This is a genomic window from Pseudoalteromonas sp. NZS37, from assembly GCF_015864265.1.
Taxonomy (GTDB): domain Bacteria; phylum Pseudomonadota; class Gammaproteobacteria; order Enterobacterales; family Alteromonadaceae; genus Pseudoalteromonas; species Pseudoalteromonas arctica.
Genome location: NZ_JADYXL010000002.1, coordinates 276,820 through 294,681 on the forward strand (window position 1 = coordinate 276,820; position 17,862 = coordinate 294,681).

At 37.9% G+C, this 17,862-nt stretch carries 14 protein-coding genes; 3 read left to right on the plus strand and 11 right to left on the minus strand.

What is annotated here, in order from left to right; all coding sequences use genetic code 11:
- Nucleotides 1–252 precede the first annotated feature (252 nt).
- Nucleotides 253–690 carry a PACE efflux transporter gene (locus I6F47_RS04620; protein ID WP_007585216.1) on the minus strand — a complete coding sequence of 146 codons (438 nt, stop codon included), beginning with the start codon at nucleotides 688–690 and terminating at the stop codon, nucleotides 253–255.
- 129 nt (nucleotides 691–819) lie between these two features.
- Here I6F47_RS04620 and I6F47_RS04625 point away from each other — a divergent pair, with 129 nt between their 5' ends.
- Entirely contained in the window at nucleotides 820–1,728 is a 909-nt protein-coding gene (locus tag I6F47_RS04625) for a LysR family transcriptional regulator (RefSeq protein ID WP_165721828.1), read from the plus strand.
- 6 nt (nucleotides 1,729–1,734) lie between these two features.
- On the opposite strand, the gene I6F47_RS04630 is transcribed toward I6F47_RS04625, so the two are convergent.
- From I6F47_RS04630 to I6F47_RS04655, 6 genes are all read right to left on the minus strand, one after another.
- Nucleotides 1,735–2,388: an MOSC domain-containing protein gene (locus tag I6F47_RS04630; protein ID WP_101216456.1), complete on the minus strand. Its 654-nt coding sequence runs from the start codon at nucleotides 2,386–2,388 to the stop codon at nucleotides 1,735–1,737.
- Between the two features lie 389 nt (nucleotides 2,389–2,777).
- A complete protein-coding gene (locus I6F47_RS04635; protein ID WP_165721829.1) occupies nucleotides 2,778–3,710 on the minus strand; it encodes an alpha-E domain-containing protein in 933 nt (310 codons plus the stop codon).
- Nucleotide 3,711: 1 nt separating this feature from the next.
- Nucleotides 3,712–5,166, minus strand: a complete 1,455-nt coding sequence (locus tag I6F47_RS04640; RefSeq protein WP_197183420.1) for a circularly permuted type 2 ATP-grasp protein — start codon at nucleotides 5,164–5,166, stop codon at nucleotides 3,712–3,714.
- Between the two features lie 47 nt (nucleotides 5,167–5,213).
- The gene (locus I6F47_RS04645) at nucleotides 5,214–6,092 is read right to left on the minus strand and encodes a transglutaminase family protein (protein ID WP_197183421.1); all 879 of its coding nucleotides are present in this window, start codon (nucleotides 6,090–6,092) and stop codon (nucleotides 5,214–5,216) included.
- Nucleotides 6,089–8,608 (minus strand): circularly permuted type 2 ATP-grasp protein, encoded by a 2,520-nt coding sequence (locus I6F47_RS04650; protein WP_197183422.1) that lies wholly within the window; start codon nucleotides 8,606–8,608, stop codon nucleotides 6,089–6,091. Before I6F47_RS04650 ends, I6F47_RS04645 begins: the two co-directional genes overlap by 4 nt.
- A gap of 112 nt (nucleotides 8,609–8,720) precedes the next feature.
- Nucleotides 8,721–12,032 carry a transglutaminase family protein gene (locus I6F47_RS04655; RefSeq protein ID WP_024611322.1) on the minus strand — a complete coding sequence of 1,104 codons (3,312 nt, stop codon included), beginning with the start codon at nucleotides 12,030–12,032 and terminating at the stop codon, nucleotides 8,721–8,723.
- Between the two features lie 1,021 nt (nucleotides 12,033–13,053).
- Between I6F47_RS04655 and I6F47_RS04660 the strand changes: the two genes are divergently transcribed.
- The gene (locus tag I6F47_RS04660; protein ID WP_007585227.1) at nucleotides 13,054–13,827 is read left to right on the plus strand and encodes an SHOCT domain-containing protein; all 774 of its coding nucleotides are present in this window, start codon (nucleotides 13,054–13,056) and stop codon (nucleotides 13,825–13,827) included.
- A gap of 69 nt (nucleotides 13,828–13,896) precedes the next feature.
- Nucleotides 13,897–15,066, plus strand: a complete 1,170-nt coding sequence (locus tag I6F47_RS04665; RefSeq protein ID WP_197111380.1) for a zinc-binding metallopeptidase family protein — start codon at nucleotides 13,897–13,899, stop codon at nucleotides 15,064–15,066.
- 142 nt (nucleotides 15,067–15,208) lie between these two features.
- On the opposite strand, the gene I6F47_RS04670 is transcribed toward I6F47_RS04665, so the two are convergent.
- From I6F47_RS04670 to moaC, 4 genes are all read right to left on the minus strand, one after another.
- The gene (locus I6F47_RS04670) at nucleotides 15,209–16,528 is read right to left on the minus strand and encodes a hypothetical protein (RefSeq protein WP_165721834.1); all 1,320 of its coding nucleotides are present in this window, start codon (nucleotides 16,526–16,528) and stop codon (nucleotides 15,209–15,211) included.
- A gap of 127 nt (nucleotides 16,529–16,655) precedes the next feature.
- Nucleotides 16,656–17,114, minus strand: a complete 459-nt coding sequence (gene moaE, locus I6F47_RS04675; protein WP_197183423.1) for a molybdopterin synthase catalytic subunit MoaE — start codon at nucleotides 17,112–17,114, stop codon at nucleotides 16,656–16,658.
- The gene (locus tag I6F47_RS04680) at nucleotides 17,114–17,413 is read right to left on the minus strand and encodes a MoaD/ThiS family protein (protein WP_165721836.1); all 300 of its coding nucleotides are present in this window, start codon (nucleotides 17,411–17,413) and stop codon (nucleotides 17,114–17,116) included. Before I6F47_RS04680 ends, moaE begins: the two co-directional genes overlap by 1 nt.
- Nucleotides 17,391–17,861, minus strand: a complete 471-nt coding sequence (moaC, locus tag I6F47_RS04685) for a cyclic pyranopterin monophosphate synthase MoaC (protein WP_024593775.1) — start codon at nucleotides 17,859–17,861, stop codon at nucleotides 17,391–17,393. Before moaC ends, I6F47_RS04680 begins: the two co-directional genes overlap by 23 nt.
- Nucleotide 17,862: the final 1 nt, after the last annotated feature.

Below are 17,862 nucleotides of genomic sequence, written 5' to 3' on the forward strand. Positions count from 1 at the left end.
AAATAACACTATAATAATGATAGTATTTATAACCTTAGGTATAGCAGATTTTATCTTTTTTACTAGCTCTTCTATAAATAACAATTGATATTTAGCTTTATTCACTTTTAATAAAAAGATCCTTTATTAGTTTTTTGCCACTATAAAGCAAACTTGGGTAATATTACGCCTCTAAAAGTGCTGGTGCATTGGCAAATACATCAGCAGCTAAATACAAAACTTTGTTAAGTCATCCCATATTTAAAAAGTGTATTAACATGCAGCATTTTTTGAATGAAAAATATAGGCTCGTGTGTGGTCGTACACTAGGTTAAAAGTAAAAGCGTAAAGGGTTATAAAAAAAGTTACGCCGATATCCATTATTAATGCTTCCCATAAGCCTACGTTTAAAATGCTCGCCATTACGGGAATAGTAAAAACAAGTAACCCGCCTTGAAATAAAATTACGTGAAAAATACGGAATAATACAGAACGTTGCTCTTTTGCACCGGTAGCTACTTTGTCAAAAAACCAATTAAAAACAAAATTCCAACACATCGCAATCGTTGCAATTATAATCATAGTGCCAGATAAAGCCGATATTGCATGCTCTGTAAATACAGCCAAACCAATAATCGACAGCGTTACCGCTAATACTTCAAACAAAACAGCCTGAAACATCCTCTCTAGCGACCCCATTTTTGCATCCATAATTAACCCCTTTTACGCCAAATAATTAAAGAAAATAATAGTGACATAATTTAATTATTTGCAAAGTTAGTAGCCATCACCTTTAGTGATAAGATGAGCAAATAAGTACTCACCTTTAAGTTGAATGATATGTATAGTTTTGAGCAACTAAAAATTTTTGTAACCGTGGTAGAAACAGGATCTTTTTCGGCAACAGCCCGAAAGCTTAACCGTGCACAATCGGGAATTAGCCAAGCTATTTCTAATCTTGAAATAGCGATTAATCAAACATTGTTTACGCGTAATAAAAATATACCCAGCTTAACGATTAGCGGCAAGGCATTGTTACCTGTCGCATACTCTATACTTCATCAGCAAAAATATTTTGACCAAAAAGTGGATGCATTAGCAAAAAATTATGAGCATGAGGTAATTATAGCTATTGATGAAAGCCTAAATAATCAAGATATTTTAAAAGTGATTGCCCCACTTGCTGATCAGTTCCCGATTACTAATTTCGAAATAATATCGACAACAACTGACGATGTAGAAAACTTAGTAAAAATAGGAAAAGCACAAGTAGGTATCATTTATAGTGATGGGGAACTAAAAGTTGATATGGATTTTTTTCTATTAGGTCAAGCTCGATTTTTAACGATTTCATCACCAGAACACCCGCTTGCAAAGCTAAAGGCTGTAACAAGCAATGATTTAAAAGCCCATAGGCAATGTGTTCATCGCAGCCTTAGCCAAAAAGAGTTATGGTTTAGCTACGCAATTAGCTCTAGAATTTGGTACGCAAATATACATCAAACCCTTATCGACTTAGTAGTTCAGGGTATTGGTTGGGCGCTTGTACCCGAGCTTGCTATTAAGAGGTATATAAACCAAGCTGAAGTGGTAACGCTACCCGTTACTCATGAACAAGGCGGTTGGCTTACTCCTGTGGGATGCGTTGTTTCAAGAAGCCAATCAACAGGACCTGTTCTTCAAAGTTTAATAAATAGGTTGCAGCAACACTTTTTAAAGAATGATAGCGCGGGAATAAAACAGTTTTAAACTGCTTTATTCACTTTTAATAGCAAGCTTCTTCTTTAGCTTTTCTTGCCACTCTACAGCAAGCTCTGGCAAAGTTAATGCTTCTAAAAGTATGTCTTCATAACCTACGTATTTTTTATCAAAAAATGCCTGGAACAGTTTTTTAACTGATATGTCGTGCGAGGCTTTCTTCTCGATAACAACACTATCACCCGTTTTTGCAACGCCTTGCTCTAGTACCCTAAAATAAACGCCAGTGCAGTAATGCTGCGTAAACAATTTAAGGCTGTTTTTATTATTAAGGGCGATAGCGAGTTTAAAACAGGGTACACGAGGCTGGCTTACTTCAAGCAGTGCAGTACCAATTCGAATATGGTCACCTATGTGTATATTCGCTTCATTAAGGTCAGAAATCGTGAAGTTTTCGCCAAAGGCACCTACTGCTAAATCATCATTCTCGAGGGTTTGTTTCCAATACTCATAATGATTGTGCGAAAAAGCATATACCGCTTTATCTACCCCGCCGTGATTAACTAAATCAGCTTGCTCGTCACCTATAATGTTTAGTTTTTCAATAACAACAGGTTCGTTAGTTGGGGTTTTGAATATTCCCGTTTTCACCTCTTTACCATTATGAATAAGAGTTTTAATTTTAGAGATATTAGTCGAGATGATTTTCATTGCGATACCAACGGATGAGGAAGTAAAGATTAATTATGCAGGTTTTAAAATTATTATAAATAAATTTAAGCAAAAAAATGACCGCTCAAGACTAGGGCGTGTTTATCTTTGTGGATTGAAATTTATTCAATCTAGGGGCGATTAAATCGCGGCGCGAGGTTTGTAACCTAGTGGGCTAAGTAAAAACCGAGCAACAAAGAGTTAATCGTCCCTAGAAAGAACCCAGAGGGCAGCGCATGTTTGGTCTTTATGCTGCGTTATCGCCCATTAATGGGGAATAACCACACTACATAGGCTCTGCCTTGCCTAAAAACCAAACATACTGCTGCAAATTCAACCACCAAAGTTCAACACGCCCTAAGCAGTCATTTCACAATATACAGCTTTTATTATTCTGCTTGCTTTAAAAAATACGTCTCGGCTAGTCCGTTATGTATTCCAGCTAAGTCTATTTGTATTTCATCGATAAAGTCATGCAACAGACCATTTTTAAGTACTCGTACGTCTTTATTTTCTAACTCAACAATTGCATTATCAATTGATTTAATAATTTCTGTTGAGTTTGGCAAAGGTAAAACCAATGCTTTTAATTCATTCATACAAAATAAAATAGATCGTGGGAATACTTTGCTGTGCATCACAAATTCTATTACATCTGCACGCTGTACTCTAACGCCCATTTCTTGGCGATACATTTGATAAGCACTTAATGAGCGCAATAAGCTGATCCACTGAATATTATCAAACGGCTTCACTTCTTCTTCATTAGTAATTAACGTAGCAGAGCGAATATCTAAAATTCGCGATGTCATGTCTGCGCGCTCTATAATCGAACCAAAGCGGATAAAAACATAGCCCTGATCATGATTAATTGTGGCATCTAACGCCCCAAATATTTGATGGGCTGAATCTATAATCTTTTTTAAATAATCAAAACGTCCGCGCTTTGTTATCCCTTCTTTTTGATTATCTTTTACATAATAATAAAGAGAGTTAATTTCTTCCCATACATCTCGAGGTATTACATCGCGGATTGTACGCGCGCTTTCTCGTGCCGAAGTAATAGAGTTTAAAATTGACGAGCTGTTATCACTACCAACAAGTAAATACCTTAATGCTTTTTGTTCAGTAAAATCAGTATGGTTTTCTGAATACGCTTTACGCACACCAATAATATCAATTAATGGCTCCCAGCCGGTACATACGCCTTTGGGTAAGTCCATCATCAGTAAATTGTTAACGTTGATTAAACGAGCTACATTTTCCGCACGCTCAATGTATCGAGATACCCAATATAAAGTTTCGCCTACTCTTGATAACATATTATTTAGCCTCTTCGTCAACAATCCAAGTATCTTTACTGCCACCACCTTGTGATGAATTAACCACCAAAGAGCCTTTAACCATAGCAACACGCGTTAATCCGCCAGTGGTAACTTGCGTATCTTTACCTGATGATAAAATAAACGGTCTTAAATCGGTATGTCGACCATCTGGTTTATTACCATCAAATGTTGGTACTGTTGATAAATCTAATGTTGGTTGAGCTACCCAGTTTCGTGGGTCCGCTTTAATTTGAGCAATACACGCTTCTTGTTCTTTTTTAGTCGATTTAGGTCCAATTAATAATCCATATCCACCAGATTCATTTGCTGGTTTAACAACAAGCTTATCGATATTTTTAATCACATGGTCGCATTCTTTCGGGTCTAAACATTTGAACGTTGGGACATTAGCAAGCTTAGCTTCCTCGCCTAAGTAGTACTTAATCATCTCAGGTACGTAAGCGTAAACTACTTTGTCATCAGCAACACCTGCGCCTGGTGCATTAACCAAAGCAACGTTGCCTTTAGACCAAGCACGCATTAAACCAGGAACGCCCAGTTGAGAGTCAGGTAAAAAGACTTCTGGGTCTAAAAATAAATCATCAATACGACGATAAATAACATCAACTCGTTGTAGCCCTGTGATTGTTCTCATGTATACACAATCATCTTTTTCAACAACTAAGTCCCGTCCTTCTACCAGTTCGCAACCCATTTCTTGGGCAAGATAACAATGTTCAAAATAAGCGGAGTTAAATACCCCTGGCGTAAGTACCACAACTTCTGGTTTATCTTGTGGACGAGGCGACATTGCCGCTAGCATATCAAATAATTGTGAGGGGTAATCATCAACAGGTAAAATAGACACTTGCTCAAATAATTCAGGGAATACACGCTTCATTACAGAGCGATTTTCAAGCATATAAGATACACCAGAAGGAACACGCAGGTTATCCTCAAGCACATACATTGTACCGCTACCATCGCGTACTAAATCTGAGCCACAAATATGCGCCCATATTTTATTTGGCGGGTTTATTCCCACGCATTGCTGACGAAAGTTAACTGATTTTTCTAGCAACCCTTTTGGAAAAACACCATCTTTTATTATTTTTTGGTCGTGGTATAAATCATCTATAAAAAGGTTAAGCGCTTCAACACGTTGCTTTAAACCAACCTCTACGCTTTGCCATTCTTTTTTACCAATAGTTCGCGGAATAATATCAAATGGCCAGGCTCTATCAATCATATTACCTTCGTTGTAAACCGTGAAGGTAATACCCATTTCTTTAATTGCTAAATCAGCAACCGCTCTGGCCTTTACTAATTCTTCTGCTGATAAATTAGCAAAAAATTGTGCTAATTGTTTACCATGCGATCTAACGTTTCCTTGTGCATCAATTAATTCATCAAAGAAACCATTTGTTTGGTACGCTTTCCAATCAATTTTCATACACTCTTTCACCTTATCCATCATAATATATGACGTAGTTAAACTGCCTATTCCATTCGAATCATATCAACCGCTACATCAAGCAATTGACTACCGCCACCAAATACCACGCCTTTTAAAGGAGTTACGTCAGAAAAGTCTCGCCCTACGGCTAGAGTAATATGCTGATCGCGTGGTAAAACATTATTTGTAGGATCAAAATCAACCCAACCAAAGTCTGGCACAAATACCGCAAACCATGCATGAGTTGCATCTGCACCTTCTAGCTTTTCTTCGCCTTCTGGCGGCATGGTTTCTATGTACCCACTTACGTATCGACCTGCTAACCCTACGCTGCGTAAGCATGCAAGCGCAAAGTGTGCAAAGTCTTGGCAAACGCCCCTTTTTTGTGCAAAAACAGTACTCAGAGGCGTACTAATCGTTGTAAAACCAGGATCATAATGAAATTCATGAAAAATTCGTGCCATTAAATCTTTGCATGCAGAAATTATATTTTTGTGTGCATCAAACGAAATTAATGCGTATTCCTTAATTCCTTTATCTATTGGAATAAGCTGTGAAGGTAGTACAAATTCAGACGTTTTTAATAATTCCGCTGTATTTGGTTTAACCAATAAATCACGTACTTTTCGCCAAGCAATATCAACGCTCTCTAAATTACTATTAGCGCCGACTAACAGTTCTACCTCGCTGATCATCGTTACTTTAAGTTTTTTATGCTGTATTGCTATTTCAAACGCTGTTACCTGATTATTAAAATAATCAGTAAATGTTTGTAAGTAAGTCGGTGTAGGTTCAATTTCTACACGACTACTGTGGCATATTTGCCCGCGATTCGTTTTTGGCGTTAATCGCGCTTGGTTTTGACACAAACTAACAAAGTCTGAATAGTTGTATGTAGTCGAGTGCTTTATTTTATATTTCACGATTGAGCTTGCTCAATATTAGTCCAGTTCAATTTATTTGCCGTTTGGGTATGAGAAAAATACTGTAGTAATAATACATCACAAAATGTATCTAAGTTCATACGCGTATTATGGTTAAATTCGATTAACTGGTTACGTTGTCCATTTTCACTTTTTTGTAGGTAATCTTTCTCAGTTACATAACAACTTGTTTTAGACAGTAAAATTGCTTTTTCGTGTGCCGCAATTACGCCTTGTCTGCGTTTTGTGGGTAAATGCTTACACAACTTATTAATTTCCTCTAACTGAAATAATAAAGAACGTGGGTATTCAGCATCTAAAAGTAATAACTCAAGCCCTGTACCAATGGTTTGATACATTCTGTATCGGCGCTTATGCGTAACTAAACTAACTTGGCAACTTAGCACGGCTTCAAGTAAGCCAAGCTCTTCGGGCTCGTCTAACTCTTTGGTTAATAAAGCCGCACTTAGTGATGTAATTTGTAAGCTACGCTCTACTCTTCTACCCATTTCGAGTAAAAACCAGCCGTTACTATTTGGCATACAATCTGTAATCGAGCCATTAAAAGCCATAATTGAGCCTATAACTCTATCTAGGCTGCTTTGCATTGCACGCGTTGGAATATTAATATTTACATTTTTAAATATCTTAATTTGCTCACTAATATCATCAATTATTCGGCGACTATCATGGGACAGTAATTCTTGAATTTGCACCGACGCATTCGCAATATATTTTAATGTATTAATAATACTGCCAGCGCATTGCTCGTCTGCAAGCAGTTGAAAAGCGGTTTCTTTCGACAGGTTTACATCAATGCCATCTAGTTTTAAATCAGGTTCTACATATGGATAAACAATATATTGCGACTTAATAGCATTTGAAAGCCGTGCAACTATACTTTTTCGTATTGAATCTGGGTAAACAGAAAACTCGGTGTACTTGTCTATAAAAATACGCAAAATACGTATGGTGTTTTCGCAGCGCTCTAAGTATCGACCTAACCAAAAAAGGTGCTCAGCCGTGCGGCTCGAAATAACCCCTTCGAGTAGCGTCACATCCATTCTTTTTCTAATGGGTACTGGTGGATTATGCTCGCCTAAATCAACTCTATCGGCTGTATTTATCCATGTATCTTTGATCCAACCAGATACTCTTGGGTTGTTACTTTTTTCGTTTGAAAAACACAGTGCTGAAGGAAGTACTTCTACACCATTTTCTGTGGTTAATGCATAACACCTAAACACCACTGGCTTGGAGATTAATTGCCCGTCATGCCAAAATGGTGCACTGCTAAAAGAAGGCTTTTCTTGGAAAAAGTAATTATCGGGTTCTTTGCTAATAAGTAGCTTTATTTCTTGCTCGTCCAACACTCCATCTAACTTGAGTGTAGGGTCTATAGCTGATAGTAGTTCGAGGTTATTCCAATCAACGGCTTGCGCTTCTTTTACATTTAAGTAATTTGGCTCACCCAACAACAGCGGCTGTTTTAAAATTTGCTGCGATAACTTTTCTAAGTTGCACTTTATTGAAGGTGACGAGAGCACACCACTACCAAACGGGTTTAAAACCTTAACAGACCCTTGTCGTACCGATTGTAATAAGCCCGGAATACCATGAAGTGAATATTCAGTTTGCTCTAAAGAATCAATACAACGATCAGAAACCCAGCGTAAAATGACATTAATCTTACCCAAGCCTTGTAACGATTTTAAACAAACGTCACCACCACGTACGGTTAAGTCGGCGCTTTGTACTAATGTATAGCCAAAGTAGGTAGATAGAAATGCATGCTCGTTGTAGTTAGGATCATCAATTCCTTGGGTTAGAATTACAATTCGTGGGTCATCCATATAATGGGTATATTCATTAATACCCTCTTGGAATAGATTTAGAAATTCTTTAATTTGCTGAACATTACATTCTGCAAATTCTTCAGCCATTACACGCCTTGCAATAATACGGCTTTTAATTAATAGCCCTAAGCCTAAAGGGCACTGACAATGATCGCTTAATACTTTAAATTCGCCTGTAGGCGTGCGGTAAACATCTAATGCAGTAAAAAAAAGTGTTAATTCGTTACTAGGTAAACTAAAACCTTCGCGTAAGTAATTAGGGTCTTGAAAAAGCTGCTTTGCAGGAATGTGACCATCAACTAAAAGAGTTTGATCACCGTAAATATCTTGCTGAATTTTATTTAATAAAAGGGTTCTTTGCTTTATTCCCTCTTCAAGCAACGTCCAATCAGCTTTTGATAACATAAAAGGCAACGGGTCGAAGTGCCATTGCTTATTACTTTCATTTTTAATATTGCCATTTTGTAGTAATTGGCTAATTTCTGTAGCGCGGCTACTAACATCGTCTGCTGTTAGGCTAGCTAAACGCTTAAATAAAGTATCCCAATGTTCTGGGTTTAAACCACTGTGGTTTGCTAATTCATCATGTCCATGTGATTTATCAAGGTATAAAGACAACCACTCAGGCAATTCCGGCATCGCGTTATTGTTAATATACAAGCTGAAAGTGCTCCAATTTATAGTAAATAGCCGTGTTCATAATGATGCTTTAAAAATATTTAGTCATTCCACTTTAAATAATTTCAAAGTGGAATGACACAACTATCAATTATTATTTAAAGTTAGGCTGCCTGCGTAAATCCAAGGTATTTGGATAATCAGGATTACTACTTTCTTCATCAGGTACCACGTATTCACTTGCACTTTGCGCCGATTGAAAACTATGCGTAACCGCCGATGGGCTCCAGCTTGGTTCTGCTGATGCAAGTAACGATGGTGTATGCCCATGCTCCCAAAATCTTGCAACTCTGCGCCCTTCAGCTTCAAATGCATTAACCGGTAGCGTTTCAGGATTACGACCCCCAGCATGGCTCACATGATATACAAAGCCTCCAACTGAACGACCTTCCCACGTATCGATTAAATCAAAAACTAATGGAGCATGTACGCCAATAGTTGGGTGAAGCGCTGTAGGTGGTTGCCAAGCTCTGTATCGTATACCCGCGACCATTTCATCTTTTGCTTTACCTTTAACCGGTTTAAGCGGCACTCTTCGACCATTACACGTTACAACATAGCGATCGCTCATTGTTCCTTGTACTTTTATTTGCACTCTTTCTAATGACGAATCTACATAGCGCGCCGTACCCGACGCACTTGCCTCTTCGCCTAGTACATGCCAAGGCTCGATTGCGGTTCTAAGCTCAAGTGTAACGTTATCAAGTTCTCGCGTTCCACATACCGGAAACCTAAATTCAAAAAATGGATTTAACCAACTTAACTGAAATTGAAAACCTGCTTGTTGTAAATCGCGGCTTACTTCAGCTAAATCGTTTTCTACATATTGTGGTAATAAAAACTTGTCGTGTAACTCTGTACCCCAACGTATTAATGGCTTGTGGTAAGGTTTTTTCCAAAACCAAGCAAGTAAAGTACGCAACAGTAGCATTTGCACTAAGCTCATTTGTGAATGTGGAGGCATTTCAAAGCCTCTAAATTCTACAATCCCTAAACGACCTGTGGCTGAGTCGGGTGAATAGAGCTTATCTATACAAAATTCTGCTCTGTGTGTATTACCCGTTAAATCCACCAATAAATTACGAAGTAACCTATCAACTAACCAAGGTTCAGGCACCTCACCTTCGGGCATATGCGAAAAGGCAATTTCTAACTCGTATAAAACTTCATCACGGGCTTCATCCACTCGCGGCGCTTGGCTTGTAGGACCAATAAAAAGCCCCGAAAATAAATACGACAAACCAGGATGATGCTGCCAATAGGTAATAAAACTTCTTAAAATATCAGGTCTGCGTAAAAATGGGCTTTGCTCAGGTGTTTCGCCACCAAGCGTTACGTGGTTACCACCACCAGTACCAGTATGGCGACCATCTGCCATAAACTTATCAGTACCTAATCGGCATTCTTTTGCTAAACCGTATAACGTTGTAGTTCGACTGACTAATTGATCCCACGATGTTGAAGGATGAATGTTTACTTCAATAACACCTGGATCTGGCGTTACAGCGTATTTTTCTACGCGGCTATCTTTAGGTGGGCTATAGCCTTCAATAACAAGCGGCATTTTAAGTTCTTTTGCTACACTCTCTATACTACTTATTAAACCCATGTAATGTTCAAAATGACTTGTTGGTGGCATAAATATATATAAACGCCCCTCTCTCACTTCCATTACAAGCGCAGTTTTAACCATTTCTTTACCAATAAAGCCCTTTTTAAGCTTTTTAGCTTTGGTAAAATTTTCTGGAATATCAAACGGGTCGCGGTCAATAATATTGCCGCTCCACTCAAGGCTGTCTAAAGGTAGGCGATAACCAAGTGGTGATTCACCCGGTAATAAAAAACAATGACCCCGTTTAAACTCCCACGTACACGACTGCCAACAGTTTTTACTATCGTTCCATTTTAAAGGTAGAACATAGCCAACAGGCTTTTCTATGCCTTTATCCATTTTAGCTAAAAAGCCTTTTCGGCTCATTGCATGAAGAAGTTCTGGTTGATCAGGCTTTATTTCGGTAGGTAATGAAGCTTCTTGCCACATGTGATATAAAATATCTTCATAAGCCGTAGTAAGTGCCTTGGTTTCAAGACCAAGTGAGTCACACAGTTTATCAGCAAACTTTTTAGTATCGGTATGATCAAATTTATAATCTTTATTAGGATCGGCTAATAGTGCAGCATCTTGCCATAAAGGCTCACCATCTTTGCGCCAATAGCACGCATATTGCCAACGTGGTAATGGCTCACCCGGATACCATTTACCTTGTCCGTAATGAGTAAAGCCACCTTTTGTGTATACTTTATTCATTTCTACAAATAAATTTTGAGCTAATATTCTTTTTTCTTTACCATCGGCATCAGTGTTCCACTGAGGATGTTCCATATCGTCAATAGAAATAAACGTAGGTTCGCCGCCCATGGTTAAATGGATGTTTTCTTCATTGTAAACATTATCAACGTGCTGACCTAAGCGGTTAATTGCCGCCCACTGCGCCTCAGAATACGGCTTAGTAACACGTGGGTCTTCGTGTACACGCGTTACTTTATTATAAAAGCTAAACTCAGATTTACAGTCGTCTATACCGCCTGTTACCGGCGCTGCCGAGCTTGGCTCTGGCGTACACGCCAATGGAATATGACCTTCACCAGCAAATAAACCCGAGGTAGGATCAAGCCCTATCCAACCTGCACCCGGAATATACACCTCGGTCCATGCATGCAAATCGGTAAAGTCTTCTTCTGGACCGCTTGGGCCATCTAGTGATTTTTGATCTGAGGTTAGCTGTACTAGGTAACCCGATACAAATCGAGATGCCAACCCTAAATGACGAAACAATTGTACTAACAACCAAGCAGAATCACGACACGAACCTGTTTTTTTACTTATTGTTTCGTTTGCCGTTTGCACACCGGGTTCTAAACGAATGCCATAACCTACTAATTCATAAATAGCTTGATTAACAGCCACTAAAAAATCAACGCTTCTAAGCGGCTCTTTAGGATTTAAAGATTCAATTAATTCTTTAAATTTTGGACTGGCTTTACGTTTTTTTAAATAAGGAGTGAGTTCTGATTTTGAAATAGCATCGTAAACAAACGGGAAGTTTTCGGCGTAATCTTCTAAAAAGAAATCAAAAGGATTAATAACCGTTAGTTCGGCGACCAAATCAACTGTAAAACTAAATTCGGTAGTTGGCTTGTTAAACACCACCCTCGCTTGGTAATTACCAAAAGGGTCTTGTTGCCAATTTATATAATGATCTTCTGGAACTATTTTTAAAGAATAACTTTTAATTTTTGTACGGCTATGTGGCGCTGGACGTAATCGGAATATATGCGGCCCCATATTAACTGACCGATCGTATTTATACTGAGTATGGTGCGAAATCCCAACTGTAATTGTCATCTATTAATTCCCCTTTAATAATGTATGGCCACAATATAACGCTGAAAATATTATTTGGACTAATTCACTTGTGCAATTTTTATACCAAAAGACTTGCTTAAGTAGTACTGTTCATCCACTCGCGGCTCTTGCACAAAGCAACGTTATGCATAAAGGTTTTGACCTAATTAATAGGAAAAACACACCAATTCAATAAATAGTAAACTTAGTGTAATTTAAACCATCAATTTTAGATTTTTAATGGTGCAGAAAATGCACCAAAATAGTGCTTTAAAATAACTTACAATTAAAGCTAATTAATTTAAAATATTGAAATAAAACAAATAAAGTTAATTTTTCAAAATACTTACTCCGTTATTTATAACGCTAAACGGTTATAATTAAAAGTATTTATTTAGAGTTTAAAAATCATTAAAAATAATCATTAAATAGTAAGAAATAGTTCACAATAAAGCTGCTGTTAAAGTAAGTAACGGTGCTATACTAGATCGATTTTTAACCGCTTACGTTACAGTAAAACTAACAATCTCGATGAGATAAAACAAGCAACTTTTAATACATAGATGCTTACTTTAAAGATTAGTTTTGCAGTGGTGTGTTTTAATTTCAAACAAAACAGAACACGTCCAATTTGAAAAACCAGCACACCTCACTAACCTGTTAATTTTTCATTATCATCAATGCTAAAGGTAATGCAGCACTAGGGCGTGTTGTTCTTTGGTGGTTGAATTTGCAGCAGTGTGTTTGGTATTTAAGCAAGGCAGAGTCTATGATGTGTGGTTGTTCCCCATACATAGGCGATAACGCAGCATAAATGCCAAACATGCGCTGCCCCTGGGTTCTTTCTAGGGACGATTGACTCTTTGTTGCTCGGTTTTTACTTAGCCCACTAGGTTACAAACCTCGCGCCGCGATTAAATCGCCCCTAGATTGAACAAATTTCAATCCCAAAAATCAACACGGCCTAGCATATTTTCAGATTTTTTAAATCAACCCAATCTACCTAATAGGATATTTTCTTATGCAAAAGCTAACAGATGTCGGTGAAAACTTAGTTAATGGTATAGCATCTCGTTATAACCTCAGTCACGATGCAGTAATTCACATGTTAGTTAGCGTTAATAACGGCGGTTGCTCAATGGCACAGTTTAATTGCCCAGAACTTGGTGGTTCTGGTCAATGGATGCGTGGCGGAATGACAATGGTTGGCGACATGTTTAACAACGGCTTAAAATCAACCGTTGATAACTTGTGCAACGAACTTGCTAATATATTGAGCAATAACCAAATATTCCCGGTTATTCCTGCAGGAACGCCTGGCAGCAATCAATGGTGGCCAGGTAATCTAGGCAGCCCATTTAGCAGTGGTGCGCAAAATAATATTCGCTACGCTATATTCCCTAATCGCTTAGCCGTTGAATTAAATGGACAAGTGAGCGTATACGACACGTTAGATCATAATATTGGTGGTGTAAGCCAACAGCAAGGCAATAATACCTCTCTTACATTTAACAGTCAGTGGGGGACAATTAATGTAAATACCCTGCCATTAATTTCAGGGCAAACGCCAACGCCTCCAGAACCACAAAAAGACTTTACGCAGCAAGTAACGCAGCCGAATTTTGCATCGTTAACACCAAACCAAGTTGAAGCACCGGCTAATAATACTGTGGGGCAATACTCGGTAGACGAAACGCTTCAAATAATTGAAAAGTTAGCACAACTTCGCGACTCTAATGCGTTGAGTGATGATGAATTTAATATTAAAAAGTCTGAACTTTTAAAAAGGATTTAACCACTATCCTCCAATAGCATAGCGCTAAGTAAAAGTGGTTTATACGGTCTCTTTTTTATTCGGTAACATATGAAAACATTTAAATGTAATTGCACAGATCAACTTATTTTATTTTTTGAAAGCAGCCATTGTTTGGCTTGCGGTAGAACCGTGGGTATTGATGATGAGTTCGACCAAGTTGAACCCTATGAAATTGATGAGCAATCGGGGTTATTTTACAAAGCAGAAGCGCCTGACGTTTTTTATAAAAAATGTGATAACAACGCTCAGTATCACGTATGCAATGGTATGGTTAATTTAGACACATTTATACCTGTTGCCGATAAAGACGAAGTGCTGTGTTTTTCGTGCCGCTTTAATGAAACGGTGCCCGATTTAAGTATTGTTGAACATATTCCATTATGGAAAAAAATGGAGACAGCAAAACGTCGCGCTTTGTATACATTAAAATCATTATCACTCCCTTTAAATACAACGATTCAAGAACCTGAAAGCGGATTAAGCTTCGATTTTATAGCAGACCGTAACGTAAGCGATCACTTTGTAAGCCCTATTATAGGTCAGGACGTTGTATTTACAGGACACGATTGCGGGCATATCACTATAAACCTAGCTGAAGCAGACGACGTAGCACGCTCTCAAGCTAAAATAGCAATGGGTGAGCGTTATCGGACTTTACTTGGTCATTTTCGCCATGAACTTGGTCATTATTATTTTGATCAACTAATCGCAAATTCACCAAAAAAACATACTTTATGTAAGCAATATTTTGGTGATGACGAATTAGATTACCAGCAAGCGCTCGATACTCATTACAAGCAAGGTGCGCCAGCTAACTGGCATGAAACCTTTATTAGTGAATACGCTACTATGCACCCTTATGAAGACTGGGCAGAAACATGGGCGCATTACATGCATATTATCGATACTTTAGAAACAGCCAAAAACTTTTCAATTACAGGCTCAACAACGGGTAATGAGTTTGAATTAGATGAAGCAGACGAGCTTCGATTGCCACAAAGTGCTTATTACTTTAATTCACAAACATCGATTGATGCTATTTTAGATACTTGGATGGAATTTTCGATCATTCTAAATTCACTAAATCGCAGCATGGGACTTGCCGATGCCTACCCATTTGTACTTACTCAAGCGGTGCGAACTAAGTTATCTTTCATCCATCATGCTATCCATAACAGGCTCAATTTAATGCCTGATTTGAGCATTGGAAAAGTGTAATAAAATAAGCTCAGTCCAAAAAACATTTTAATAAAGAGCCATTTATTCTTGCTATGACTTTTCATGCATAGGTAGGTGGCTTTTTTATGATGAGCAAAAGCCGTAAAAATAGTATATCCCCTACTTTCTCGCTGAAGCTTTGTTAGTTTGTCACAGCGAGGTTATTCTTAAGTCGACTTATGATTTTTTCTTGGTAAATACTAACTGTAGAAAACTTTTGTATTGAAACAAATAAGTCAGTTAGTTTTTCGTTTGATATATCAGAGATATTAATCCCTTTATATATAATAGGTGCATTATTTTGTCTGGTTAGCTTATTCGACAGTAAAATATTCAATTTTACTGTACGTGCTAACTCTTCTTGATACAGAAAAAATTCTCTTAAATGTGTGCTAACAATATTGGCTGGTTTTGATCTGTCTATCATTAAAATTTCGTCAATTAGTCGATTTAACCTGCTGCGAGACTCTATTGCTTCGTCGAGAATATCTAACCAATTAAGTTCGCTATTTGATAGTAAAGCTAAAAAATATACCGTACGTGCTTTATTGTAATTAATAAAACCAGGCCACATAACATCTTCGCTAGATACTCTAAGTGCTTTATCAAACTGCTCAGCGGCAGATTTAAGATACATACTTACTTCTTCAAGTATTGATGGCTCTATAGTATTAATATTTTTTTGAGCCAGCTCTAAACCATCAATCGACAAAATATCTACAGAGTTCATATTTAGCGACTCTCGTAACAAATGCATGCCTTTTTTGTTGTAATACAAACCTAGGTAATTATGGTAAATGGTTTTTGTCACTGGGTTACGAAGAATTGGACCTCTCACATGAAGTAAGTCTGCATGAATATTAAAATTATCATCAGCTACAAAACTTTGGTAAGACACAACAGCTTTAAATAGCTTTATTGTTTCCGTTATTTGAATTGAATTACCTTTACTCACCGAGTGCAATATTTCACAGCGCCTATCAACTTCTGACAAAATTGTATCCATACGCTTTTTATAAAGCACTTTGTTAGTTTCTGATGCATTAAAAACAGCTGGAAATAAAACAATTAGGTCAATTATATACTGAAGGGTATCGGCAAAAAGAACGGCGGTTTCTGACTCTTTTTTTAGTTTATGCTCAATAGAGTCAAAAATTTCTTTCTCTAGTGTATTTTCATCTTGGGATTTAAACTGATTAATTAACTCTGGAAGTGAGGTTACGTAATTTTCATTATCTAAAATGTTACCTTCCATTTTGCTAATATTATTTACACTATCAATTGATGTATATGTTCTAACAGTAATAAATAAAGCTAATACGGCTATACAAAAGCTTACTGTTGATATGGTAAAGCTTAGTAAATCTTTACCTTCTTTTAAATCATATACCCATACAGCAAGAAAAGCTGAAAGTAGAACAAGTAATAATATTGTAAAATATAACATTTTTGATGTGCGCATATGTCTTCCAGACTTGGGTCGAGCTAACAATCTAACATTGCTGATTTATAACACGAAAAACGCAGACTTCACACGCAAACTGAGAGCTATATAACCTCTGTAGAGCACAAGTAATGAAATATCTGCATCACTCTTCCCATTTACCCAGCGCTTGTTTGTCACTTTGTTTAAACTCAACCCAATTTGATGAGTCTTTAAAGTGCTCTTTCTTCCAAAACGTGGCGTGGTTTTTTAAATAATCCATTATAAATTGTGCACCTTCGAACGCGGCTTGGCGGTGGCGGGAGGTTACGCCAACAAATACAATTTGCTCACCAAGTGCTAAATAACCAACGCGGTGAATAATACATATTCGCGCTAGTTGCCAGCGAGTTTGTGCTTGCTCTGCAATAGATTGAAGAAGTTGCTCGGTCATACCTGGGTAGTGCTCAAGCTCAAGTGCAATAACGTTATCGCCACTGCTGAACTCTCTTACCAAACCTGTAAAGGTGACAACAGCGCCATCGCTTTTATTATTACTACAAAGCATATTGTGCTCGTCACCTACATTAAAATCATCGGTTTGTACTTGAATATGTATGCTCATTACCCACCTGTAACCGGCGGGAAAAAGGCAAGCTCATCCCCGGCTTTCACTATTTCGTCGCTTGATGACATAGTTTGGTTAAGCGCTGCAAGTAGCTCACGCTCCTCCAGCCACGGTTGCCAATGCGGGTATTGGCTAACTAATCTTAATTTAAGCTCTGAAATACTAAGCGGCTGCGTAATCTCAAGGCTTAATTTACTGCACTTCAAGCGCTCTTTTAGTTGCCCAAAAAACAATAACTCTACATTTTGGGCGCTAGATATAGCATCGTTTGGATTAATCTCGCTGCCAACTGCCATTTTTGCCCCCAGCTTTTTGAGTAACGCGCATGCCGCTAATTTCCATTAGTGGGTCGGCTGCTTTACACATATCAAACAAAGTAAGCGCAGCAACAGATACCGCTGTTAACGCTTCCATTTCGACCCCAGTTTTACCGGCAAGTTTGCAGTAGCTGGTTATTTTAATTTGGCTGTTTGCTTCATCAAGTTCAAAATCAACAGCTACTTTAGTAAGTGCAAGCGGATGACAAAGCGGGATTAAATCAGCGCACTTTTTAGCGCCTTGAATACCCGCAATACGTGCCACTCCTAACACATCGCCCTTTTTGTTTTGATTAAGCATTACTTGTTCAAAGGCAAGCTTGCTCATGCTAATAAATGCTTCAGCTGAGGCATCGCGCAGGGTTACGTCTTTGAGCGATACATCAACCATATTAGCTTGGCCGTTTTCGTCTACGTGGCTTAGCATA